At 46.4% G+C, this 25172-nt stretch carries 16 protein-coding genes; 1 reads left to right on the top strand and 15 read right to left on the bottom strand.

Going from position 1 to position 25172, the window contains the following annotated elements:
- Positions 1-3 precede the first annotated feature (3 nt).
- Genes fucP through FGL37_RS10130 form a run of 7 tightly spaced genes read right to left on the bottom strand, consistent with a single transcriptional unit; the run spans position 4 to position 7532 of the window.
- Positions 4-1299: an L-fucose:H+ symporter permease gene (fucP, locus tag FGL37_RS10160; RefSeq protein WP_028071976.1), complete on the bottom strand. Its 1296-nt coding sequence runs from the start codon at positions 1297-1299 to the stop codon at positions 4-6.
- Between the two features lie 12 nt (positions 1300-1311).
- Positions 1312-1764 (bottom strand): MaoC/PaaZ C-terminal domain-containing protein, encoded by a 453-nt coding sequence (locus FGL37_RS10155; RefSeq protein WP_028071975.1) that lies wholly within the window; start codon positions 1762-1764, stop codon positions 1312-1314.
- A gap of 27 nt (positions 1765-1791) precedes the next feature.
- Positions 1792-2865: a Gfo/Idh/MocA family protein gene (locus tag FGL37_RS10150; RefSeq protein WP_081818000.1), complete on the bottom strand. Its 1074-nt coding sequence runs from the start codon at positions 2863-2865 to the stop codon at positions 1792-1794.
- Complete coding sequence (locus tag FGL37_RS10145) at positions 2862-4085, bottom strand: extracellular solute-binding protein (RefSeq protein ID WP_028071973.1); 1224 nt, start codon at positions 4083-4085, stop codon at positions 2862-2864. The genes FGL37_RS10150 and FGL37_RS10145 overlap by 4 nt, the downstream gene beginning before the upstream one ends.
- A complete protein-coding gene (locus tag FGL37_RS10140; RefSeq protein ID WP_028071972.1) occupies positions 4078-5220 on the bottom strand; it encodes a CaiB/BaiF CoA transferase family protein in 1143 nt (380 codons plus the stop codon). Before FGL37_RS10140 ends, FGL37_RS10145 begins: the two co-directional genes overlap by 8 nt.
- Position 5221: 1 nt before the next feature.
- Positions 5222-6373 (bottom strand): CaiB/BaiF CoA transferase family protein, encoded by a 1152-nt coding sequence (locus FGL37_RS10135; RefSeq protein WP_037534341.1) that lies wholly within the window; start codon positions 6371-6373, stop codon positions 5222-5224.
- Positions 6366-7532 (bottom strand): ABC transporter substrate-binding protein, encoded by a 1167-nt coding sequence (locus FGL37_RS10130; protein ID WP_028071970.1) that lies wholly within the window; start codon positions 7530-7532, stop codon positions 6366-6368. Before FGL37_RS10130 ends, FGL37_RS10135 begins: the two co-directional genes overlap by 8 nt.
- Before the next feature lie 290 nt (positions 7533-7822).
- Between FGL37_RS10130 and FGL37_RS10125 the strand changes: the two genes are divergently transcribed.
- The gene (locus FGL37_RS10125) at positions 7823-8599 is read left to right on the top strand and encodes an IclR family transcriptional regulator (RefSeq protein ID WP_037534339.1); all 777 of its coding nucleotides are present in this window, start codon (positions 7823-7825) and stop codon (positions 8597-8599) included.
- A gap of 4 nt (positions 8600-8603) precedes the next feature.
- Here FGL37_RS10125 and FGL37_RS10120 read toward each other — a convergent pair whose 3' ends face one another.
- The 8 genes from FGL37_RS10120 to FGL37_RS10085 form a co-directional block, all read right to left on the bottom strand.
- Entirely contained in the window at positions 8604-10184 is a 1581-nt protein-coding gene (locus FGL37_RS10120) for a sodium:solute symporter family transporter (protein ID WP_028071968.1), read from the bottom strand.
- Positions 10181-11275, bottom strand: a complete 1095-nt coding sequence (locus FGL37_RS10115; RefSeq protein WP_028071967.1) for a Gfo/Idh/MocA family protein — start codon at positions 11273-11275, stop codon at positions 10181-10183. Before FGL37_RS10115 ends, FGL37_RS10120 begins: the two co-directional genes overlap by 4 nt.
- Before the next feature lies 1 nt (position 11276).
- Positions 11277-13787 carry an L-rhamnose mutarotase gene (locus FGL37_RS10110; protein WP_037534337.1) on the bottom strand — a complete coding sequence of 837 codons (2511 nt, stop codon included), beginning with the start codon at positions 13785-13787 and terminating at the stop codon, positions 11277-11279.
- Positions 13777-15555: a RagB/SusD family nutrient uptake outer membrane protein gene (locus tag FGL37_RS10105; RefSeq protein ID WP_028071966.1), complete on the bottom strand. Its 1779-nt coding sequence runs from the start codon at positions 15553-15555 to the stop codon at positions 13777-13779. The genes FGL37_RS10110 and FGL37_RS10105 overlap by 11 nt, the downstream gene beginning before the upstream one ends.
- Positions 15556-15566: 11 nt before the next feature.
- Positions 15567-18683 carry a SusC/RagA family TonB-linked outer membrane protein gene (locus tag FGL37_RS10100; protein ID WP_051607306.1) on the bottom strand — a complete coding sequence of 1039 codons (3117 nt, stop codon included), beginning with the start codon at positions 18681-18683 and terminating at the stop codon, positions 15567-15569.
- A 77-nt stretch (positions 18684-18760) separates the two neighbouring features.
- Complete coding sequence (locus FGL37_RS10095) at positions 18761-21160, bottom strand: glycoside hydrolase family 2 TIM barrel-domain containing protein (protein WP_028071964.1); 2400 nt, start codon at positions 21158-21160, stop codon at positions 18761-18763.
- Positions 21161-21178: 18 nt separating this feature from the next.
- The gene (locus tag FGL37_RS10090; protein WP_028071963.1) at positions 21179-22270 is read right to left on the bottom strand and encodes a glycoside hydrolase family protein; all 1092 of its coding nucleotides are present in this window, start codon (positions 22268-22270) and stop codon (positions 21179-21181) included.
- Positions 22271-22355: 85 nt separating this feature from the next.
- Positions 22356-25130, bottom strand: coding sequence for a family 78 glycoside hydrolase catalytic domain (locus FGL37_RS10085; protein ID WP_051607305.1), 2775 nt, complete (start codon positions 25128-25130; stop codon positions 22356-22358).
- Positions 25131-25172 lie beyond the last annotated feature (42 nt).

Raw genomic sequence — 25172 nt, 5'->3', positions numbered from 1 at the left:
ACTTTATGTGCTCGCCGGTTTATACCCTTTTAACGCAAACCACAGGATAACCAGGTAACACAGCAAAGGAATGCTGTAGCCGATTTGTGTATTATCATGTGCCGCGTCAATTATACTTCCGGTCAGGAAAGGAAAAACCGCTCCGCCAACGATCGACATGATCAACCAGGAAGAAGCTTGTTTGGTTTCGTCTCCGAGACCAACAATGCCCAAGGAAAAAATAGTGGGGAACATAATTGACATAAAAAACCCCAAGCCTCCAAGTGCATATAATATCACCATTCCCGTACCCGAAATGGCCAGCCCGGCCAAAACAGCACAGCACAGGGCGTATATCGCTAATAAGCGCTGGGCTGTCGTATAACGTAGTAAAAAAGTTCCCACAAAGCGTCCTCCCATAAAAAGCAGACCATATACCCCTAGAAAATAACCAGCCGTCTTTTCGTCGACACCTGCGCCCTGCTGCGCCATCCGAATAAAAAAACTGGTTACACAAACTTGTGCGCCAACATAGAAAAACTGTGCAACCACCGAAAAGCTTAAATGCCGGTGTCGAAGGACGGCAAACAATCCTGACTTTTGTCCGTTTTTCTCAAATTTCTTTTCTCCTTGTAGCTCCGGCAATTTTACAAAAGCAAAAATCACAGCTACAGCCAAAAGAGCCAAACCTAGGATTAGATAGGGCATTTTTACGGACGAAGCCTCCTGTAAAAAGTATTCCATGCGACTGGTATCTGTCATCGCCGCAAGTTCGGCTTCAGAATAACTCGTCCCCGACAAAATGAATACCGTTCCGATAACAGGTGCGACCATGGCCGCCAAGCCGTTAAATGAGGCCGCCAAATTGAGCCGATGCGTCGCGGCCTCAGGCCGGCCTAATACTGCAGCGTAAGGATTCGCGGCTGTTTCCAACAGCGCTAGCCCACAGCCTATGATAAATAAGGCCGATAAAAAAAGCTCGTACATACGAAGGTCTGCTGCGGGTATAAATAAAAAGGCTCCAAAAGAGAAAATAATCAACCCCAGCATAATAGATCGCTTGTACCCCCACCTACGCAACGCATAGCCTGCTGGTAGTGCCATAATGAAATAGGCAAAGAACACCGAGGTGTCCACAAGCGCTGACTGGCTATTCGTCAATTGACAGGCCTTTTTCAGGTGAGGAATTAGTATGCCGTTTAAGTTATGTGCCATGCCCCATAAAAAAAACAAGCTGACAATCAGGATAAACGGAAACAGATATGCTTTCGAAGATTCCGTATTGCTTAATTTAATTGTTGTATTTGTGCCAATTTCCATACGATAGATCGGTTAAATGGAGGATTCCTTCCGTTTCGCCAGCAAAATATGGTCAGCGACCAGCACGACCTCGTCACGCTGGTTAATAATTTCCACATGCTCCACTACTGTTCCGAATTCCGGATTTTTAGCAGCCGACTTCTCGGAAATAGTTATTTCAGCATGTATAGTATCACCAATAAAAACGGGTTTGACAAACCGTAGGCGATCGTATCCTTTCGAAAACGCTTCAGGATTGATGACCGAAGCGGTCAGCCCAATACCGATCGCAAATATCATGGTACCATGAGCAATTCGCTGGCCGAAAGGCTGTGTTTTGCACCATTCCGCGTCCAGATGATGTGGGAAAAAGTCACCCGTATGCCCGGCATGGACAACAAAGTCGGTTTCGGTAATCGTCCGTCCTAATGTCGTCCGTTTATCGTTTAGTTTATAGTCTTCAAAAAAAATAGATTCAAAATGCATTTTAGTCGTTGGTTAGTTTTAATATTCTTATTCCTTCCCTATTGGTTCTCCGCCTCTTTCGCTGCTGCGATAAGCTGCTTCTACTACCGCCATCGTATGGATGACATCCTCCACAGCTGCCGGTAACACATCTATCTCTCCTAATTTGAAGCGCATCAGACTCCCCATACTGCCGATAAAAGCATCGGGGAACCATGTACCTTCAATCGGATAAGTGACCCACTCTGGCTTGCTTCCATCTTGCGGCTTGATACAATATTCAAACACGTCCGGCAGGCCATATGGATAGTCCATCAACAGGCCCATTGTTGCTTTGATAGCACCTTTAGTGCCTTCCCACTTGATATAGCTCTCTTCATGCCGTTGGCCAAATTCGTGGTCATGGTTTGTATTAACCACTGCATGCATGGTATCTCCATAATCAAACAGCAGGGTTGTCCGGCTCGATGATAAATCCTTGGCAGGATGCTTCAATGTTTTCGCATACACCGATCGTGGATTGCCCAGAAATGAACGGATCAAATCAATATAATGCACACTATGATACAGAATTTCCAGGCGAGGATGCACCATCACATGCGGAAACAATTGCCAAGGTGTATGCACCGACACCCGCACTTCCAGATCATATAACTCCCCGATATGGCCCTGTTCAATGAGCCAGCGGGCTGCATTCACAAAGGGTGCCTGGCGGAGCTGGCAATTGATCGCTGCGACCAGCCCTTTTCGCTGACAGACCTGCAGGATAGCCTGACTGTCCACATAATAGTCCCCCATAGGCTTCTGAATCAATACGGCGGCACCGTTGGGCAGTGCTTCCAACGTCTCGATAAATGTATTGGGCATGATAGTCACGTCATATACCGCATCTCTGGGTGCCTGCGCCACAGCGTCCTCCAAGGTGTCATACACATTTGGAATATCAAATTCTGCAGCTAATGCGACAGCTTTTTCTTTCGTCCGGTTAACAATACCATGTACCTGAAAACCAGCCTTACGATAGGCAGGTAAATGTGCATCTTTTACGATTCCTCCAGCGCCAATAATAATGATAGGAAGAGGAGTTTGGGGTAAAATCGTTTTATACTTAATGTCTATCATAACCATACATTTATTTTTTTCTGTGCCTTCTCTAGCAACGAGAGGCTATTTTCATTGGTTCTAATCGCCTCCGTGACAGTCTCATCGATGATATGCGCAATCTGTGGCCAGTTGGCCAGGCGCGGTAAGGTCCGCGCCGTCTCATGCAGCTCCGCGAGCTTATTATAAAAGGGGATCATGCGGTTGATTTCGGCATCACACCAGGTAGAATAACGACAACCTACCCCACCTGCGAGGGTGAGCGTTTTATCCTGCTGGCGGCTTACAGCAAAACGAATAAAATCATACGCCAATTGTTTATGTTGGCTTCCTTCGGGAATCGCGTATAGCCAGTATACGTTTAGAGATGAGGACACACCACCTTCACCCGAAGGAATAGGCGCCACATCTACCTGACCTTGGACTGCCGAAGTATGGTCAATCTGTGCCCAAGAGGCAAATCCAAACCAATTGACCATCATCGCCACCTCCCCACGGGCAAATGCCGCTCCCGCCTGCACCGAGTCATAGCTCGCCGATTGTGGATGCAAACCCAGATCCGCCTTAAATAAATGGCGATAAAAATCCAGGGCTTCCACTGCCAATGGCTGATCTAGCCTAACGGAAGTCTCGCCCTGTTGCAAGTCGCCCCCACGGGACCACAGTTGTATGCAGAAGTCAAACACGGCATTATGCCCATCAGGATAACCTGCGAACACTGTCCCGTATAAATTGTCAGCCGGCCTTGTAAAAAATGCCGCCACATCCAAAAAATCGTCCCATGTTGTTGGCACGGACAAAGGCCTCCCGTAACATTCCTTAAAACGGTTCTGCTCTTCTGGGTCGTCAAATAGGTCTTTTCGAATCACCAGACATTCCGGACCATCATGAAAGGGTAAACCGAATACCCGCCCATCAAAACGTTGCAGAGCCCGCAAGCTTTCACACCAAACATGCTCTTCATCTTCTGGAGGATTCTGCAGCAGCATACTGTCCATCGCAGCTACCCCCCTAGTTTCGTAGGCACGTGTAATCCAATCGGTATTGATATGGATGATATCCCACTCACCGCTATAAAGTCCTTTTTTTTCGAAGAATGCTTCCGTCAGCTGCTCCAAATCAAGGGGAACGAACTCCATCTCCAGATCCGACGGATACAAAGCCTGATAAGCCGCCCAGCATTTCTCCATGGCACGTTCAAAAGGTTCGAACTTCCGGACGGCAAAACGTAATTTAGCCATACAATTCCTCCATTATCTTTTTGTTATGCTCGCCTAACTTAGGTGAGCCTTTCGCTGACACCAACCGCTCGCCATCGATACGAATCGGACAGCGGGTTGTTTCATAACCAAATCCATCGCCCATCGAAACCTCCTGCAACATATCCAGGACTTTAAAAGCATCGTGCGCGGTCAGGCTTCTCCAGTCCAGCACATCAGCGCACCAGATATCTGCTGCTTCCAGTATTTCCAACCAATGCGCAGTGGGTTCGGTTAACAAATGTGCGCCCAAAATGGTTTTGATGCTATCTCGTTCCCGAAAGGCCTGTTCACCATCTGCAAAGGTTTCCAATGCTGCACAACCCAACAATTTTCCCAGGACGGGAATAGAGCCCATCGCCAAAGCAAGAAAACCATCCTGTGTGCGGTATACCCCATAGGGTGCTGCCAGATAAGCGTGTGCATTGCTTATTGTACTACGCTGTGGCAACAAATGGCCGTCCCGAAAATAGGTCGTCACCGCTTCAAATTGTATGTCTACAGCGGAATCCAGCATACTCACATGTACATGTGCCCCCACCTGCTGTAATGCACGACGATATAGGCAGGCCAATATGGCGCTGCATAAATTTGATCCCGCAAACATGTCCACGATGGAGAGCCCCATCGCTACCGGACCCTGCGCTGCGTCACCACTCAACCAGGTCATCCCCGTAAGCGACTGCAATAATAAATCCTGTCCAGGACGTTCTACCCAAGGTCCTTCCTTTCCATAGCCCGAAATTTCCCCGTAGATTACCGTTGGATTGATCTCCCGCACGCTTGCATAATCAAATCCCAACCGTTCCATAACTCCGGGACGAAAATTGTGTAGCACCACATCAGCCCCGGCCAGTAAATCCCAGACCACTTGAGCATCGGCTTCATCTTTCAGATCCAATACGATACTTTCTTTGTTACGGTTAATCGCGTGAAACACCGTCGAGCTACCGTTCAATACCGTGTTGGAAGTATAAAGTTGCCTGCAAATATCACCCGTTCCCGGCTTTTCTATTTTAATCACCCGCGCGCCTAAATCTGCCAAACGTAGGCTGGCCAAAGGGCCGGATAAAAATTGGCTAAAGTCAACGACGGTATACCCTGCTAATGGTAACATATTAATTTTCTAAATAATCATGAACAATTGACGTATTGTGTTGCCCTACTTTAGGCGCAGGTCTATCGGCATAGAGGTGTTCACCGTCAATTTGGTATACACTCCGCGTAGTAGTCAGTGAAGTACCATCCTGCAGAACAACTTGCTGCAACATACCTGTCCCAATGAATCCATCTTCCTGAAAGAAGCGATGATAATCATTAACTGGTCCGCACCAGATACCTTTAGGCTCCAGAAGGGCAAGCCATTCGGCGGTTGTCTTTTCACACAGCATACTTGCAAATTCTTCCAGAATTTTGTCTCGCCGCGAAAACCAGGCTGAAGCGTCCTGATAAGACTGGCCCGACAAACCGATCGTCTCTGCTATATCCGCCACATTTCCCATGGCCAGAGCCATATAGCCATCGCGGGTTTTATACAATCCATAGGGCGCACTTAGATAAGCATGTCCGGCTCCCCGCGCAGTAGACCGCTGCGGCAACTTCCGGCCATCATTGGCATGTGTTGTCAGCACTTCAAACTGCATATCCAATGCCGACTCGAGCAAGCTCACTTCTACAAGTCCACCCTTCTGGGTACGGGCCCGCTTCAACAGTGCCGCCAGTATGCCCTGAGTCAGATGCGTGGCACAATACATGTCGACTACGGCCAGTCCAAAAGGAACTGGCCCATCCTGCTCACAACCCGATAACCACGAAAGCCCCGACAAGGACTGTACAAGCAAATCCTGTCCTGGCTTTGTCGCCCATGGACCTTCATTTCCATAACCTGTTACTGTCGCATAGATGATCTTCGGATTAATTTTCCGGACATTTTCATAATCCAGTCCGACTTTTTCCATGACACCGGGCCGGAAGTTATGCGTCAGTACATCCGCCTGGCGAATCAATTTCTTAATATCTTCCAGATTGTTCTCATCCTTCAAGTTGGCTGCATACGACTCTTTATTTCGATTGATGGTGTGAAACACCAGGCTACTCTCGTCTACAAAAATATTTTTTATCGCAATCTGCCGGCCGCCCTCACCTGTCCCTGGACGTTCAATTTTGATAACCCGGGCACCGAGATCAGCTAACCGCAAGCCCGCGGTTGGACCTGCCATAAATTGAGAAAATTCAAGGACCAATAGGCCTTCCAAAGGTTTGTTATCCATTCTCTTCACTATCTACTACTAATGATCTCCGGTACATTGCATTCATCTTCTCCAATACAGTCATCTCATTTCCACCCTGCCGTAAGTATTCCACGACCATATCTCCGGCATGATCCTGAAAATACAAGTGACCGTCATAACGGGGACGTAGGTAGGCACGCTCCAAAGCAGGCAGTGTGCAGGCAAAATAATTTGCCGTGCAAGCATTCACCCGTTCACTTTTCCAGGCACGCAGATGACCCGGCTGACCACCATTTTCCGCATACAGCGTTTCCTGAATCTCAGGTGACGCTACAAATCGTGCATAGTCCATGGCAACAGCAATATGTCGGCTTTGTGATGACACCGCCAGACCAGCGCCGCCTAGGGTGCTGATCATTGGTACACCATTCAGGGATACCAGATCATGAAAATGCAATATCTTTCGGGCATAACCTGCTCGGGCGTAGTTGGAATAACCATAGGCAAAAGGACAATAAGCAATCTCATCACCCTGTGTCATTGCCTCAAACACCTTGAAGGGATTCTTTTCGTAAAACGCCGGATCAAGTACGTCTGCAAGGGACTTGAATAATTTCAACACCTGTACGCCGATGTCATCACTGATCACCTTATTTTGATCCTGACAAGGCTCTTCTCCCAAAGAACAGCAGAACATGTAGAAGCTCATCAAAACATCTATCGGCAACAAGGAGAAGCCAACTCTTCCTTTTTTAGCCAAGGCTAACACATCGTCAAATGTCCGGGGGACTGCCAGCCCCAATGCCTGCAAAAGATCCATGCGACTTGCCGCCACTGGCGTCGCTGCATCCGTGGCCAATGCCCACTGCTTACCCAAAAAATTATAGCTTTCGTATGATTTCCCTACGCTATTCACGCGTTGGTCAGTTAGAAATTCTGCTGGCAAGTAATCGTCGAATGGCGCAAGCATACCTTTTGCCGCAGCATGTCCTGTCCAAGGGTGGTCGATCACCAATAAATCATATTCTTTTGCCAGGTCCGTCACTGACTTATCAGCGAACTCCTGCAATGTACGTTTCTTCCAGACAATTTCGACTTCGGGGTGTAATTCCTCATAACGTTGTGCGGTCGCAACCATAGGCACCAAGCCTCTGGTGTGCCCCCAAGTAATCCCTCTCAATTGGATTTTCGCTGTCATTCTATATTTCAGTTATTATTTATCATGGTGATTCGTTTCGGATATTACCCTGTTACACATACCATTCGCGCACAATTTCTCAATCCGAGTTGAATAGGTTTGTTGTTGGTATCAAATCTGTTTATAATCTTTTCCCATCGCGTGCTTTTTGCCGAACAAAAAGCCATTTGTTATATTCAAATATAAATACAATATTTGAATATAAAAATTAAAGATGCTTTTTTAGCTTCCTAAATTGCACATCAAATAGTTTTTATATCTTAGTTCAATCATTGACAGTAAAACATATTATGCCATCAAATAGCTCCGATAAATATAAAGCACCAGCGCTCGAAAAGGGATTAGAGATCATTGAATTTCTGGCCCTACAGCCGTCTGCTCAATCCCAGGCCGAGATCGCCATAGGTCTTCACCGAAGTCCCAATGAGATCTATCGCATGCTTGCATCTTTAGAATCCAAAGGCTATATCCACCGCGATCCAATTTCGTCAAAGTACTCGCTTTCACTGAAGCTCTATTATCTTTCGCACCGGCATTCTTTCGTGGAAAAGCTCCGGGCAACCTCTTTGCTGCCGATGCAAGATGCTTCCAACGAAATTAAAGATCCTTGCCACCTCTGTGTGATCTACGACAATCAGGTCATGGTCATTGCCTACGCCAGAGGCTCATCTCCTATCCGGATCGTTATTGAAGAAGGCAACCTATACAATACATCACAAACGGCATCTGGAAAGCTGCTCCTGAGTTTTTCCGATGAAGAGAAAAAAAGAGCTATTCTAGACGCTGACTCGTATTATCGTAGTCTGAAAAAAGCAGATCGTCAACAATTCGACACCGACCTGGACGAGATCAAACGTAAGGGCTTTTACGAGATGCCCAGTGCTTATGCCGAAGGCATCATTGATATTTCTGTTCCTATCGGAACCCGTGAAACAGGCATTATCGCCTGCCTCACCGCTTCCAAGCTTATCCGCCGTCAAATCGGACAAAATATGTCAACGGAAGATATTGTCGCCAGTTTGGAAAAATGCCGATCGCGCATTGAAGCGAATCTTGGCCTGAGCTAACCAGCTATTTAAAAACGAGATACATTAAGAACATAACCAGAAACAATGCTATCCACGCAGCCTTCACCGAGGAGCTTGGCTTTTCCATTTTGATCTTTAAGCTTTCGCTATGCTCCAGTTCGTAAGCTGATTTCGGCATACACCATGCTATCCCAATACCGATAACGAGCAGGAGAGCGAATAAACTAAATGAAAGCATTAGGTAATGTGGCCAAAACGGATATGTATCTTTGGGAAAAATCCAGAGATAACATATACCTGTCCCCAGACTTAGCGCCGCACCCAAAGTCAACAGCGTATTTATACAGGCCCGGTTAGTCCGTTTCCATAATACAGCCATTAAAAAAGCTACCGCAAGAGGGGGCGCTATAAAGCCCAGTATAGACTGAAAAATATCAAATAGATTGAGCCCTTTGATCTGGTCAATGGCAAGAGCCATAAACACCGATATTACACAACCTACGATAACCGTATATCGGCCAATGCGCGTAATCTGCTGATCCGTTGCGTCCGGTCGTATCTGCTTCAAGTAGATGTCCATCGTAAAAACTGTGCTTAGCGAATTGAGCGACGAACCGATCGTTCCGACCAGTACAGCAATCAGGACCACAATGACCAATCCATTCAGTCCGGTAGGGAACAGGTTCGTCACCATCGTCATATAAGCTAACGAGGGATCACGGAGTCCAGGATATAAAACGGAACAAATAATCCCAGTTAGAATAAACAATGGTAGGGATAGAATCTTCAGCCAGGCGATAAAATTAACACCCAATTGTCCTTGTTCAAGGTTTTTCGCTCCCAAAACCGACTGTACCATAGCCTGATCTGTACAGAAGAACGCGATTGCCGCAACAGGATATCCTAAAGCGATGGCATACCAAGGATAATCAGGGTCGCTGGCAGGCCTGATCAACGACCAATAATTCGCGGGAGTCTGTTGCAGGAGTGTACTTATGCCACCGATTTTAACAAGTCCCAAGAAAGTCAAAAAAGCCGACACGGCAATCAGCAAAATCATTTGAAAGATATTGATCTTCGCTACCGTTTTCAAGCCGCCTGTATAGGCAAACAGGCCTGCCAGGGCAACAAGTACGGTGACAGATTGCCACATCGGGATACCTACGATCTGCCGAACCAAAAATCCGCCGGCAAACAAGCCGAGAGAAAGCCAGGAAATCAACATTTTCACCAAAGAATACCACGCTAAGATCGTCTGCGTCTTTGCTCCAAACCGTTTACCCATAAATTCAGGCAAGGTCCGTACACCCGTCGCAATATAGCGTGGTGCAAACACCATGGCCAATAAAAACAAATAAACGAATGCATACCAGTCAAAGTTGACAGCAACAATGCCTGTGGTATACCCGACGGTTGCGAAAGCAAGCAACATCGAGGGGCCAACGTTGGTTGCCCACATGTTGAATCCGATGCTGTACCAGCTTAAAGATTTCCCCGCCAAAAAATGCGCCGAGCCCTCAGCTTTTTTGCGGGATGACAGAAAGCCGATTGTCAGCAACACCAGCAGATAGGTGACAACGATGCAATAATCATATACGGTTAATTTGTCTAAAATCGTATTCATCTTCCCAAGCTCAAATCAACAGCATATCTTTCCAACAGTTCTTTTGGACGTACGGGCTTGCCGGTTGTCAATGACTCATCCATCGCTTGCAATAGGGCGATCGTACCAATGCCTTCTTTCATATCAGGGAAGGCCTCTTCACCTGTGCGTATGGCCTTTGCAAAATATTCCAGATAATTTTGGTATTCGCCGGCATGGTGGCTTTTTCCTTCAAAGCGGAAATAGTGCTTGAGCTTGTGCTCCCAGGTCAACATACGCTCTTCACCATTTTTATCCGTAATCGCATAACGAAGATCCATATAATCCGCCTGGCTGGCTCCCTCAGTACCCCGTAAAATACAGCTCATCTTACTATCCCGCGTGACTGGCTGAACGGGACCTGTATATGCGCCACTGACGCGCGCTACCCGGCCGTCTTCGGCTTTAAAAATAAAGTGCATGGTATCCACATTTTGAAGACCGCCTTTCTTTCCATTGGCACTCAGCATGCCATAGCCCATCACCTCGTCAATATTCGGCAGGTACCAGCGAATGAAGTCAACCGGATGGCTAAGCCCACCATACAGCCATTTGAAGGTAGATTGCAAGGACCAGGGCTTCTCCAAAAACCACCGGTGATCGGCATGGTAATAGCCCTCAATCGTGATCAACTCGCCAATAAGACCAGCTTCAAAATCTTCCCTTTGTTTTTTTACTGGCTCAAAAAAACGGGAGCTTTGCCCGACAAATACGCGCCGGTTTTTCTTCGCCGCAAGTTCGAGCAGATCATTGGCATCCGCGAGATTGTCGATAAACGGTTTGGTACAGATCACATGTTTATCGTGCTCTAAAGCCAGCTGAATATGTTTCGCATGAACATGATCAGGCGTATAAATTGCGATGGCTTCAATATTTTTATCATGGAGCATGTCCTGATAATTGTTGGTATACGCATGAAAATCAAACTCTTTCATCCGCTTACGTCCCAATTCTTCATTCAGGTCGCAGATCTGCACCAATTCGATAGAGGAGCTCTGCAGGGCTGCAGACATGGTGCTGCGCCCTTCCCCAAGTCCTAAAATTCCTAATTTTAACTTTTGAATACTTTCCATTTTATTGTTTATAAAAAATCCACGTTTCATCTTTGCCCGTTCCTGGAATGCCTTCCTGATAACTGCCCATGAGCCGATTCCATTCCACCACTTTCGGGTTATCCTTGGTCGTCAGCTGATCAATCCTCTTAAAATCCTGTCCTTTTGGAAATGAGATATAGAGCATCAGCTGTCGGCCGTTTCGATAGACGAGTACTTCATCGAAGCCTGCGCGACAAAATCCCGAAGCGACTTCAGGCCATTTTTTAAATTGTTCTTTATGCGCCCGATAGTAAGCTTCCTGTTTGTTCCGATCATCCAGTAGCTGTGCCGTTAGTAGGACAAAATCGGTCTCCTTGGGCTTCTCTCCCCCAAAGTCGGTACGATCGAAGGTATAGAACAGATCGTTGAACAGCTTATATGCTATTGCAGGATAGCTGGCGACCCACGCACTCGCGAGTTTCTTACCCATCTCATCACTCGTCATCAATACGGTATAGTGCTTCCAATGAAAAATCTGGCTGATATCCGCGCCCTGTCTGACAAAAAAGTTTTTGATTGCTGCTGCGGATAATTGCTGCTGCGGGTCGTAGATCTGAAAAAAGACCGGTTTTGTAAAAGGGACGTATGTATTGATCTCCGTGGCAGCTGCTATTGGCCTCTTTGCACTCAACAGGTCAGCATACGTCTCCTGAATACCCGCTTGTTTAACCACTTTAGGATCTACGTCGGGTCCGTTATTGGTCCATTCCACGCTTGGCCCATTCGCGTTCTTAAGAATCTTATTGGAAGGGAACCAGTTGTTGCTCACGTTCATGTAAGCAGATCCTTCATCGGTATACAGGTAAAACCAATGATCCGGAATATGTGCATAGGGTGACCGATAAATACTGTCAATCACATTATATTGAATTTTTGTTCCGGGTTGGGCCGAAAGCGTATAAATCCCAGCCACATCATACATGTATCTGCCATAACGCGTTATTCTGTTGTAAAGCACCCGATTATTGCGCATACTATTAACCGTCGGTGTCCAGCCCCAGCCCAAGCTGATGCCAGTATAAGGCAGGTCCAGCAGTTCATTGTGCTCGATGGACACATTACGGACAAAACCAGCCCCAATACCTACGGTGCCCCAGTCCTCATTGCCGATATCCTGTACCAGATTATTTTGGACTACCAGACCATCCGTTAATATACGTTGATCGCTTGGCTGGAAAGGTAAATGAGCTTCCACCTGTTCATCCGAAAACTGCCCCAGCAATATACCGGAACCGCCGATATCCTGAAATAAGTTGGCGATTAAGGTATCTTGCAAATTAGCCTCTCTATAGTCAATTCCTGTGGCTGCCAAGTGGGAAAAGCGGCAGGCCGAAATTTTAGTATGGGCTGTATGGCTCAGGACGACAGCTGCCTCCGGTCGGCCTAGCCAAGCTTGATTTTCCAGCCCCGTTTTATCTGCAGTGCCGGGCGGCGTCAGTTTATATGCATCCAAAAAATACATCCCTGCCTGTAGCGCAACATGACCGTAATCATGTGGTCTCAACCAAGAGCTATGCTGAAATTGTAGGCCCTCTATATATACATGTCGTACAGGCGACTCCAAAGTGCCTTGCATTCGCAGGATCGTTTCAAGATAAGGCACTACGACATTTAGCTGATTCAGCTGTTCATCAGGCCTTTTATAATAATAGACTTTATGCTGATCTTCATCCAGAAACCACTCCCCCGGCTGATCCAAAAATTCAAGGGCATTGACAAGGCGAAAGGCCGAGTTGCCGTGCTCTTTGGATAGCCAGGGCTTAGGCCATGGGTGTTCGTTCTGTATTTTTCCTTCGGGTTCATGGAAGAGAAGGGTAATACTATCTTTTGTAACGACCGCTTCCCGGATCCGTAGCTGGGCTATGGCCCACCACTGGTGGATAAAAAACTCCATACCAGCTTTGAATGCAAATTTTGGAAATACATTGGGGACAATTGCGGCCTGCCTGCTAAAATTCCAATTGATGATACGGGGTAAATGGGCATCGTCATGGCTCTCTGCACGAATTGCTTTCCGTGAACCCACCCATAATTGCCGAAAAGGAAAGTACTTCCCGCCGACCCGGGGGGCCTCTGCCACCACAACATGCTTGGCAACAGCAGCGTCCAATCTCTTTTCGCCCTTCAGCGGTTGCCAGCCAGCAATGGTAACACCGCCCGAAAAGATCGCTTCCTTACCCAGACCTTTGATCCATGTTGGACTTTCGGCAGTCCCGCTGTCTTCAGGACGAATCAAAATCGTCTGTGGGGGGACGTACACACCGTCTCCGACCCAAATCGTAATCCCCCTCTGCATCCGTGGATCCTGAATACGCCGCCATTCCCGTGCCTGTCGCAATGCATCTTGCAGCGTCAAAAATGGCGCTCCAGCACTGCCATCCCGTTGCGCCTTGTTGCTCTGCTTACCGACGTATATTTCACCCGTCTGTGCGAATGTGCAGAGCGACAAAAAACTAAAGAACCATATAAAAACCGTCTTTTTAATAGCCATTGTTCTGCAGAAATTCATTAGGGTTACTAACTGCATCCATCTGTCCTTGCGGGATAGGTCTAAGGCCATGTACGCCATCTTTAAAAAATTGTCCAACATCCGGATTGGTGTTCATCAAATAAGATCTATTCAATTTACCCATCCGTTTCAGGTCATACCAACGCGTATATTCCCCGCATAGCTCACGAGCTCGCTCATCGAGTATAAATTGGGCGGAAAGGTCCGAAGCAATAACTCGCGGGGCACCTACCCGATCACGTAAGACATTTATGTAATTGGCTGCTATAGCATTCGCACCGTTCAAGTGGAACGACGCTTCGGCGGCAATGAGGTAAAGCTCTCCCAAGCGCATAACCGTTGCATAGGCATCACTCGTAAAATTGTTGGCCTTGGGACTGATCAACGAGCCTGAATTAAATTTCACCAAGGACGGATAAAAGCTTATGAATGGATTGTCCACCTGCCCCGGTAGCTGGTTTGTCCGGTTGTATTTCATCTTCACTTTTTGATCAGCTCCATATACATCTTCCAAATCAAGCCAAAGATATTTTTGTTGGAATTGTGTCTTTTTCTCCTCTTCATACCCAACCTCACCTTGCCGGGCGATTTTTATTGCGACTGCACCTTTAGGAAGATGCGTACCTGTAGTCACGGCGCCCTCTTCGCGGTCAAACTGAACAATAGCATCCCTACTCCAGCTGTAATCAACATTCGAAAGCCACTGTGTCTGAAATGAAATAGCATATCGTGGATCGAGGGTATTGTCCTTGTTTTTAAAGACGTCAAGCAGATATTTGGTCGGCATGAATGTTCCTCCCGACCAACGTCCTACTTCCGTCTGAAAACCGGCCAACTGTATTGCTCCGAAAGCTGTTGGCGTGCAGTAAAAGCGTTTAAAATCATTGTTATGATCGTATACATTAGTTGACCCATATTCTTGAGAATACGGGATTTGATAAAGTGCCTCAGCATTCTTTTTGTTGTTAGCCGCATTGAAATTGTCCATAAAGGCGGAGTAAAGACGCGTATTATAACGCGCCTGATTATCGATCACTTGTTGTGCTGCCTGCAGGGCCTCCTCCATATATTGGTTGGTATTATACTCTTTTGTCTGCAGACAGGCTTTAGCCAGTAGCCCCAATGCCGCTTTCTGGCTTGGTCTGCCCACTTCCGTAGAGCTTAGCGGCAGGTGCTGGGCGGCAAACCTGAGGTCCGGCAGGATACATTTCTCATATATTTCCAACACTGGGGTGCGCACGGCAGCAGTATTCGCAGCGGAGGTCTCTGTGAGGTTGAGCGGACAGGGGCCAAACTGTTCAACCAAATGGAAATAATACAAGGCCCTCAAGAAATGGGCTTCTGAAACTTTCGCAAGTTTCTCCTCCTCGCTTGAAAAATCCTTTACCTGATCAGCACGTCCGATGACGATATTGCAGTAGTTGATGGCATCATAGGCTCCATTCCAGTAATCCTTGGCCATATCAATGGACATAGATCCACCAGAAGCATATTTCAAATAGTTTTGATTATTATTCGAATTGAGGTCGGCAGTCCACAAATCTGTGCCCCCTTCGGTGACGAGCAGGAAGTTCCGACCGTAAAAATAACGCGGCAAATCGAAATAACAGCTATTGACCAGCTTGTCGAAACCAGCCTTGTTTTCCGCTACTTTATCGACGGTGACACCCGAAGGATTGTATTCTTCTAAAGAACAGGAGCTCAAAAACAGCCCAGCACAGAAAAGTATGTTAAAATAGTTTATCTTCATAAATAACTTCATTAAAAGGTCACATTAAGTCCTATTACAAATTGCTTGGTCAACGGAAAGTTATCCGAACCGTTGGATTCAGGATCTTGATACTTTAAAAGCTTGCTTTTCGTAAAAATGAATGGATTGTTGGCCGTGGCATAAAAACGGAAACGCTCCATGGAAAGACGCTTGATGAAGTTCTTTGGCAAGCTGTAGCCCAAGGTAATATTCCGTATTTTAAAATAGGAACCATCCACATATTTCAATGCATCAAATCCAATATAGCCACTTGTCGATGAGTGCAACCCTGGCCTTGGAAGATATGCTCCGGGGTTTTCGGGCGTCCAGTAATCGATGTCGTCCGGGCTATTTCCAACTCCGGTCGTCGGATCGTACCGGGTAATCAAATTGTTGAGCAGCATCTGTCCCCATCTGGCCGTCAAAAATATCGACAGATCCCAGTTTTGGTATTTAAAGTTATTCTGGAATCCGCCCGTCCATTTCGGAACGGCCGAACCAAGAATTCTTTTGTCATTCGCTCCATACGCGTGCGTACCATCTTCGTTTACGGTACCATCGGTCGCTAGTTTGATGTCGCCTGGCTCTGAATTAAACAACGCAGCTTGTTCTGCTTCACTTTCCTGCCAAATGCCTAAATACTTGTAGTCATAGAAAGTCCTGATTGGATGATTTAGAAACAGACCACTGGAAATCAAATCCTTTCCGTCGAGTAATGAGGTCACTCGTTCTTTATTGGTCGAAAAAGTCAATGTTGAATGCCAGTTAAAGTTGTCGCCTTGAATGTTCTTGGTATTTAAGGCCAATTCAAATCCTCTGTTCGTGGTCGCACCGATATTTTGCCACATCTTAAATGGTGCCCCCCAGGATCCACCCAACGATGCTGGCATATCCCGCAAAAAGAGCAGGTCTTTGGTTTCGGTATGATACCAGTCTATGGTCAGGTTGGCCCTGCGGTTTAAAAACTCGGCATCCAGACCAATATTGGTACTATACGATTTTTCCCAGCCCAGATCTTTGTTGGCCAATTGCTGATTTAAAATAAAAGCAGGCCCCGGCGTACTTTCACCAAAGCCCACAGGCTTAGGGGCATTAAATCCGCCAGCTTGTGTACCGTAGGCCCCAACACCCCCTGAATTGCCCGTAATACCATAACCTGCCCGTAGTTTCAATTCCGATACCTTATTTTTTAAAGAAGCGAAAAACTGTTCATCGCTTAGGCGCCACGCAAAAGCGCCCGCAGGGAATACATCCCACTTATTCCCTGCCGAAAGTCTGGAAACGCCATCCCAGCGACTCGATAGCGATAACAAATACCGTCCTTGATAATTATAGTTCACACGTCCCACATAAGACATGGACTGCGACCCGATATAAGATGAACGGATAACTGAAGTCGTCGCAGCGCTCAGGTTATGGAAAGAATATGAATCCAAATCAAAGCCAGACCCACCGGCATAGGCCTGCTCTGCCTGATTTTTCGACCAGGAGGTCACACCTGTCACCGCAAAATGGTGATCTTCTTGCAAACTGAATTCGTAATTCAGAATATTTTCCCAACGATAGTTGTAATTTCTGTCATTGATAATCACTGCGGCCGGCAGCTTAAAACCCGCTTCTGGATTGGCGATGGATTGTGTACCAAAATAGCGGCCAGTACGTTGTGACATCATAGTGGCCCCGAAGATGGAACGAAAAGATAGCCCTTTAACCGGGGTAAAATCGATGTAGGCGTTACCGGCAAAATAGTTATTAAGAATATTATTTTTATATTGATCCTTGATCTGATCCGACAATGGATTGGTCACACCATCCACCGGAATATGATTGATATTGCCATTCGCATCGAAGGCATCACCTAGGGGCAAAAAGGTCAGGCTATTACCGAATATATTTTGAGCGGCCTGGTTATTATCCTTATACGTATATTGCAGATTGGCTCCCACTTTAAATAGCGCTGAAAGCTTGTGGTCTATATTCGCCCGCACTGCATACTTTTTGCTGTTATCGTTTTTGATCAGGCCTTCTTCATCATTATAGTTGACCGACAGGAAAGCCCTCGTTTTTTCATTACCGCCATTGACCGAGAAGCTATAATTCTGTTGTATTCCATCTTTCAGGATCAAGTCCACCCAGTCTACCCATTTACCGCTTTCAAACGCTGCTAGTTGCTTGGGATTCTTAAAAATATTGTTCGCGAATTCGGGATAGCTGTCGTGTTCTCCGCGATAAGCCTCCCTTTTCAATTTCATGTACTCCTCACCGACCAAGCCATGCGGATATTTGGGAAAACCATTGTAGCCAAAGTAGGCGTCAAAATTCACAATGGCTTTACCCGACTTTCCTTGTTTGGTCGTAATGATGATTACACCGTTGGACCCAGCAGACCCATAAATCGCTGTGGATGAAGCATCTTTCAGAATATCTATGGATTCAATATCACTGGGATTTAAGCTGGTAAAATCTCCAGGAATACCGTCGATAATATAAAGGGGGTTATTATCACCAGAGATAGACCGATTACCGCGCAAACTCGCACTTACGTTAGCTCCTGCCCGTCCAGATGATTTGGTTATATCCAGACCCGAAACTTTTCCCTGTAAGGCGTCCATGACATTGGCTGTGGGTGTCATCATAATCTCGTCTGATTTCACCGAAGCTACCGCTCCTGTAAGATCCCGCCGCTTGGCGGTACCATAACCGATCACTACAACCTCCTCCAGTGCCTGATCGTCTTTTTTTAAGGCGATATTGACGTTGGCGCCAGCGTTTACTGCCAGGACCGTTTCTGAAAAACCTAGTGAAGTGACTTTGATAGTACCAAGCTCGCTCGTCATACGCAATGTAAATTCTCCTTTCACATTGGAGGAGGTGGACAACGATGAATTAACCAGCGAAACTGTGGCACCAACAACAGGGTTTCCCTGTTCATCTGTTATCTTACCTTTTAGTTCTTTTATCTGGTCTACCGTAATAGCTTGAAGAGCGGCGGCATTTATTGTAGCATTGGAAATCAACGGGCTTCCGAGTGCAAAGCTACTGCAAAAGAGTATTAACATCGGATATTTTACAACGGGAGTCGCGACTCCTAAGGTCATTTTTCCGATATTAACCTGGTTCATGTTCATATTGAATATTAGATTTATTGAGTAATGTGGTTGTTTTTTGAATTAGATGGTCCTTCCGGAACTTGAAGGACCAATGGTTAGATGGTTATCGTTTGCTCCCCCAAAGCCGAACGGATAATGACCGTGCATGGTGCACTGTCTGTTTTTTGAATAATGCCTAAAGCCTTTCCCTTGAATGTTTTCCTTTTGGGATGATGTAAGCCCCGTAAATCTGCCTGAAAACCATTGTCCGTTCCGAGCACTTTCCCATTTCCCTTGACAATAAACTCAATTTCTTGGTCATTGTGCAACACGTGCTGTCCCACCTTGTCAACCAGAGTCGCTGTCACGAAGTAAAGATCACGGGATTCTCCAGTAGCATATTTTTCATGTTCCAACACAATCTCTACCCGATGGGCATCAGTTGCCGTTCGGACGGTTGCTTCTTGTACAATATGGCCATTTCGTCTTTTTATTGCTTTCAGCTCACCTTTCTGAAACGGCACTTTCCAGGCAGCATGCAACTGGTCCGCTGTTTTCATTGAAGTCCCCAGGCTTTTTCCGTTAAGAAAAAGCTCTACATCGTCTGCCCGATTATAGTAGGCCCATACATCCACCGTATCTCCTTCTTTCCAGTTCCAGTGCGGCAAAAGATGGAGCACATCTTTGTCGGTCCATTCTGACTGATACATATAGTAGACATCTTTTGGAATACCGGCGAGATCCACAATGCCGTAATAAGAACTCCGTGCAGGATAGGGATAGGGCACCGGTTCCCCCAGATAATCAAATCCGGTCCAGACAAAAGTTCCGGCCAAGAAAGGACGGTTCTTGACCGCAAGCCAGGCCTTTTCATGGCTGGTACCCCAATAGGCAGCCACGTTATCGTATGCGGATACCGTAAAATCTGGATTGCCATGGACAACATATTTGTCTTTGGAAGAGGCTGGCCAGAACTGGATCGTGTCCTGCAACTTGTCATAGACAGCTCGAGTCTGCAAGGCCGATACAGTCTCCGAAGCTAACAAAGGCTTATCTTTAAATTCTACTGGTAGTTTGTCGTAATCTTCATGCTTATAATTGAAGCCCAACACATCCAAAGCCTGGGCCTGAGCAATAAAATTCTTCGCATAATTATTTTCTGTCAGGGCCGCAGTGACGGGTCTTGTAGGATCCAGGAACCTGACCAATCTAGCCATCTCCTGCGTAAGGGCTATGCCTGTAGAATCAAATTGCTCTCTGATCTCATTTCCGATACTCCACAGAATTACTGAAGTATGATTGCGGTCTCTGCGTACAAAAGCTTCTAAATCGCTCAGATGTGCCGTCGGAAAATCGATGTGGTAATCAAACTTATTTTTACGTTTTTTCCACATATCAAAAGCTTCATTATATACCAGTATCCCCATTTCGTCACAGAGATCAAGTAGTTCCTCCGCCGGAGGATTGTGTGCCGTGCGAATGGCATTGGCGCCCATTTCCTTCATCATCAGAAGTTGTCGTTTGGCTGCTGACTTATTGAATGCGGCTCCTAGGGCCCCCAGATCATGGTGCATACACACGCCCAGGATTTTTAAGGGCTTTCCGTTGAGATAAAAACCCATTTTTGCATCAAACCGGAACGTCCGAAAGCCGATTTTCCTTTCAATATGATCATCCACCTTATTATTTCTGTTCAAAAGAGCCAATTGAACACGATATAAATTAGGCGCCTCGGGACTCCAGTGCATCAGCTTGTCCACTGACACTGTTTCATCGATGTTTCCGTTCTGTGCTGTTCCTGTTTTTGTTAGGAGGAGATTTCCGTGTGGATCCCAAACGGTTAGCTGATATTTTTTACCATACGAACTTCCTTTGGCAGCCGTTATGCTGGACAATTTGGATTGCACCTTTAAAGCCCCAAGTGTACCGCGAACTTCCGGTGTACTGATAAATGTTTCGCTCTCATTCAGGTATACCGGACTTGTTTTGATCAAATATACATCACGGTAAATGCCCGAGCCCGTATACCACCTGGAGTTGGGCTGCTTACTGTTATCCACACGGACAGCAATTCGATTGTTTTGATTTCCATATTTCAGGTGGGGGGTCAGATCTACTGTAAATGACAGATAGCCATTGGGTATTTTCCCCAAATAAACTCCGTTGATCCAAAGTTCAGCATAGCGATAGATTCCGCCGAAGTGTAGCTGAATGCACTTTCCTTTATCGCTTGTCGGCAATTGAAATTCCCTACTATACCAGCCGATCCCTCCGAGTAATGCGCCACCGGCGTTTCCTGCAGGATATGCTGCACCGAAATCAGCTTTAATACTCCAGTCGTGTGGTAATTCGACAAGCTCCCAGTCCTGCGCATCTTTATCATCCAGTCGATATTCCAACTGGTCGTGTAATGTAAAATGCCAATTCTCGTTAAAACGGACTTTGGTACGTCCCTGTCCAAAGCTAAGGTGCAGCTGCAGCAAAAAAAGAACGGAAACAAAATAATGTAAATTCATGACTTATGTTTTAATAGCTTAAAAATGTACAGCACTCCGCCCCAGATCTCGGGAGGTTGCTAAAGCGATACCGCGATTGCCCTTGCTATCCACTGCACAATAAAAATGATAAACAACACCCTGCGCTTTAAGCACAAACGACTTATGCGCATATTGCTGATCAAAATCTTTACTGGATTCAATCAGATTATCTCCTTCCCAGTCGGTCCAGTGGATCAAATCTTTAGACGCGGCGAAGCGGTTGAACGCGCCTTTACGGTCTTTCCAGAATGCACCAAAATAGAACATCACCCATGTATTGTTGATACGCTGAATCATCGGGTCGCCAGTGATGCCCACCGGATGATGCACAACAGGATCCACCTTGAATCGCTTCCAGTTCTTCATATCATCTGATACCGCCATACCGATCCGCTCGTACCACCGTGTAGGCTTATTGTTCGCTAAAGAATCGCCCACGGCATTGTAATACATTACAAAACGATGTCCCGTGTTTTTATCGCTGTCCTCAATGACATAACTTTTGAATAACTTGTTCCTGTTTTCCCACCAGGAGGCGTCGGAATCCCTGCTACTCAAAACAGGTGCCGGTAGGCGTCGCCACAGGACAGGCTGGACCGGCTTTTCACTGGTATAGGCCATTCCGATGGCCAAAGGTTCCGGTTCATAGCCCGCTGTCGAACCACCGAAATAAGACATCCAGTATTTTCCAGCATATTTTTTGAGCCTATATTTGCCACCCCATTCTGTATCAACAAGTGCATTATAGCCCGCCCGCTGTCTCGCATCCCAGCTGCCATCCTTGCCTGTCGCCATTTGCTTACCTAGGATTTTCCAGTTTAATAAATCTGTACTTTGTGCCAACCAGGTCTCATAGCCGTTTCCATCGAAAACAATATAGGTCATATACCAATACTTCCCTTCTTTGTATAAGGTTGGACAGTCCATCAACTCACCGCTGTTTTGCGGAACCAATACCAACCCATACTTATAAGGAGTCTTTACTTCTTCATAAATTCTTTTCATTTCCTCGTCAGAGACAGTCGATGTCTGTCCCCTTGCTATCCAGCAGAGCAACGTTAAGGATAGCAATAGCATCATTCTTTTCATCGGTATATTCTTATCGTTCTATTATTCAATTTTGTGAGCTGGCACATAGTCTTTGATTACATACAGTTGATTTTATCGGTCAAATCTATCTCCCCATCATTTTAATGACCGTATATTTACCAGAGCCAAATTTCATTTCAATCTGATGATCATTCTGGGCGGAAGCGTGGCCATCCACAGGTTTTCCATTTACCAAATACGCTCCTTGAGGTAGCACCAGCGTACAACTACTGTTGACAGGTACCTCCAGTTGATAGTTATCCGTGGTTCCTATACGTTTAAAATAGATCTGACCATATGGGCTTCTGAAACTTACCGCGCAGTCCTTCACGGCATCCAGCATTTGGGGCTCGATCCGAAAATTTTTAAAGGCTATAGACCCTGATTCTTGTCGTATACCACCAAGCCCCGTATGAAACCATTCCATCAGGTGCCCCAGCATGAAATGATTGTTTGATACATTGGGAAGAGCAGCCCAGGATTCTGTCAGCGCTGTTGCCCCTTTCCGGATCTGGTATCCATATCCCGGTCTGTCATCGCGATGATGCATAGCAAAAATCAAATCATTGCGTTTTTTTGTCTGCAACACCTGCAGAAGGTAACGATGACCAATATCTCCGGCTGTCAATGCGGTATCGTTCTGGCAAACTGTTGCAACCAACCTCTCAAAGACAGCCTGCTCTTCTGCTTTAGGTACAAGGCCTACATACAGCGGCATGGCCAACGCCGTCTGGCTTCCTGAACCGTAGCTATGTTCCTGTGGGCGATAAAACCGCTGATTAAACGCCTTATATACCGCAGCCTGTAGCGCCTCAAATTTCGCAGCATCTGCTTCCTTACCCAGTAAAGTAGCGATCTCAACCATCAGTTTCAGATCGTAAAAATAAATGGCTGTTGCGGTAATTCCGGGTGTGGTCAACTGCGAAACTCCAGGCCGCTCGGGGCCTAGATCATACCAGTCACCTAAACCCTGCGTTAAAATATAATCTTTTGCTTTTGTTCCCAGATACTCGATATACCTGGTCATCATATGGTAATTATCGCGGAGAAAAGCGCTGTTTCCGTACCAACGGTAGGCGTACCAAGCCAGGATAATGGAACTGCTTCCCCATTCTGGAGAATCTCGGAACATATCGCCTCCCCAATCAAACTGAACGTACTCAGGCGCTATTTCTGGCACAAGCCCCGTTGCCGTCTGCGACAGGCGCATATCGCGTAACGACTTGGAAAACAAACGTTCCACATCATAATTATACTGTACCGAAGGCCCCATTAAATGAAGCTGTTCGAGCCAGCCCAGTTTTTCACGATGTGGGCAATCGGTAAATACACTGACCATATTGCTATTGATCGCCCACTTTATCAGTTGATGGATCTGATTAAATAAGCTGTCTGAGGAATGAAAACTTCCCACAGTCTCGGCCCCATTCCGGATATGTAAGGCTTTAATTTCTTTTAATCGGATAGATCCACCCCGTTGAGGCCGCAGAACAACTTCAGCGAAACGGAATCCATAATAGGTAAATCGGGGCTGCCATTCCGCAGTACCGTCTTTTTCAAGAACATACTGATAGTAGTATGGGCTTCCTGTTGCCTTCTGATTGGCCGCACTATCTGCGGTGAGCAGCTCTGCGGGATAAATGCGTACTGTATCTCCGCGGTTACCTTCCAATTTTATGGAAACAATCCCCGAGGCGTTCTGTCCAAAATCATACACGGTATTCCCGTTCTTTCGGTTCTTAAAAGACCGAATCGGTGAAAACTCCTGCATGACACGCAGCGGCTCGGCTTCTTGTCCTACCAGAGCCGGGCCGTCCACTTCCAGGGCTGATGACCAGCGTTGATCATCAAATTCTACGTCAGACCAGTTGGAAGCCAGCACATGTCCATCATAATCTTCGCCCCCATACATGCCGGAAAAGGTAATGGGTGAACGATGCACTTTCCAGCTCCGGTCTGTTACCACGACCTCCTCACTACCATCGGCATAATGATTGACCAATTTCATTTTAACCTTAGGAAGTCCAAAAGCAACCTTATGCTTCTGATATCGCCCCTTGACCGGAGGAATATAATAAAAGCCATTTCCCAGTAGAATCCCGATGCTGTTTTCCCCTGGATGAAGGAGGTTCGTGACATCCAGCGCAACATATAAAGCCTCCTTATCGTATTTGCTCCATCCGGGCTGCAAAAAGGTATTTTCAGCCTTCTTCCCATTTAACAATAACTCATAATGCCCAAGACCCGAAATAAAAGCGGTCGATCGCAGCAGCTTTCTCTTTATCTTAAATGTCTTACGAAAGACAGGAAGATCAAACGCCTGATCCACCCTAAATTTACTGGAACTGAGCGGCAAAGGATTTACCATCGCTTTTGGCAGGGTATCCTTGGCAATCCATTGGCCTACTCCCCAATCTTCCGGCTGCAACAGTCCAACTAAAAACAAGCCTTTTTCACTTTGGGCATGATTCCCCAAATTATCCTTGGCTTCTATCCAATACCGATAATAATGACCCGCGTGCAAAGCTTTTCCAGTATAGGCGATATATAAGGACTGGTCTGTATTTTGCCAGCCTGAATCCCAGACAAGCCGTGGCTTGTCCTGCATAATATCCTCTACCCGAATCCGGTAAGCCGTTTGGAACACATTGTTCTGGCTACTCTTTAATCGCCAGCTAAACTGCGGTTTGTTTGTATGAATTCCTAAAGGATTCACCCGTCCATTGACGAGAACGCGGTCAAATGACAACTGCGCCAGAGCGGGGCCGCTGGCAAAAACAATTAGCAGCAAGATAGACCAGAAATGGACTATGCCTATCCAATACTTCAATCTATCGTCATTCGTCTGTACTTCTCCCATTATGCCCTGTATCTTCTTAATTAATGATTACTTCTGTTTATA

The organism is Sphingobacterium thalpophilum (assembly GCF_901482695.1).
Taxonomy (GTDB): Bacteria; Bacteroidota; Bacteroidia; order Sphingobacteriales; family Sphingobacteriaceae; genus Sphingobacterium; species Sphingobacterium thalpophilum.
Note: the sequence above shows the minus strand (reverse complement) of the source record. Positions and strands in the feature narration are given on the sequence as shown.

What these genes read in the sequence shown, in the direction of transcription:
- fucP (WP_028071976.1), bottom strand. Translation starts at nt 1,299, where the DNA reads ATGGAAATTGGCACAAATACAACAATTAAATTAAGCAATACGGAATCT.
- FGL37_RS10155 (WP_028071975.1), bottom strand. Translation starts at nt 1,764, where the DNA reads ATGCATTTTGAATCTATTTTTTTTGAAGACTATAAACTAAACGATAAA.
- FGL37_RS10150 (WP_081818000.1), bottom strand. Translation starts at nt 2,865, where the DNA reads ATGATAGACATTAAGTATAAAACGATTTTACCCCAAACTCCTCTTCCT.
- FGL37_RS10145 (WP_028071973.1), bottom strand. Translation starts at nt 4,085, where the DNA reads ATGGCTAAATTACGTTTTGCCGTCCGGAAGTTCGAACCTTTTGAACGT.
- FGL37_RS10140 (WP_028071972.1), bottom strand. Translation starts at nt 5,220, where the DNA reads ATGTTACCATTAGCAGGGTATACCGTCGTTGACTTTAGCCAATTTTTA.
- FGL37_RS10135 (WP_037534341.1), bottom strand. Translation starts at nt 6,373, where the DNA reads ATGGATAACAAACCTTTGGAAGGCCTATTGGTCCTTGAATTTTCTCAA.
- FGL37_RS10130 (WP_028071970.1), bottom strand. Translation starts at nt 7,532, where the DNA reads ATGACAGCGAAAATCCAATTGAGAGGGATTACTTGGGGGCACACCAGA.
- FGL37_RS10125 (WP_037534339.1), top strand. Translation starts at nt 7,823, where the DNA reads ATGCCATCAAATAGCTCCGATAAATATAAAGCACCAGCGCTCGAAAAG.
- FGL37_RS10120 (WP_028071968.1), bottom strand. Translation starts at nt 10,184, where the DNA reads ATGAATACGATTTTAGACAAATTAACCGTATATGATTATTGCATCGTT.
- FGL37_RS10115 (WP_028071967.1), bottom strand. Translation starts at nt 11,275, where the DNA reads ATGGAAAGTATTCAAAAGTTAAAATTAGGAATTTTAGGACTTGGGGAA.
- FGL37_RS10110 (WP_037534337.1), bottom strand. Translation starts at nt 13,787, where the DNA reads ATGGCTATTAAAAAGACGGTTTTTATATGGTTCTTTAGTTTTTTGTCG.
- FGL37_RS10105 (WP_028071966.1), bottom strand. Translation starts at nt 15,555, where the DNA reads ATGAAGATAAACTATTTTAACATACTTTTCTGTGCTGGGCTGTTTTTG.
- FGL37_RS10100 (WP_051607306.1), bottom strand. Translation starts at nt 18,683, where the DNA reads ATGAACATGAACCAGGTTAATATCGGAAAAATGACCTTAGGAGTCGCG.
- FGL37_RS10095 (WP_028071964.1), bottom strand. Translation starts at nt 21,160, where the DNA reads ATGAATTTACATTATTTTGTTTCCGTTCTTTTTTTGCTGCAGCTGCAC.
- FGL37_RS10090 (WP_028071963.1), bottom strand. Translation starts at nt 22,270, where the DNA reads ATGAAAAGAATGATGCTATTGCTATCCTTAACGTTGCTCTGCTGGATA.
- FGL37_RS10085 (WP_051607305.1), bottom strand. Translation starts at nt 25,130, where the DNA reads ATGGGAGAAGTACAGACGAATGACGATAGATTGAAGTATTGGATAGGC.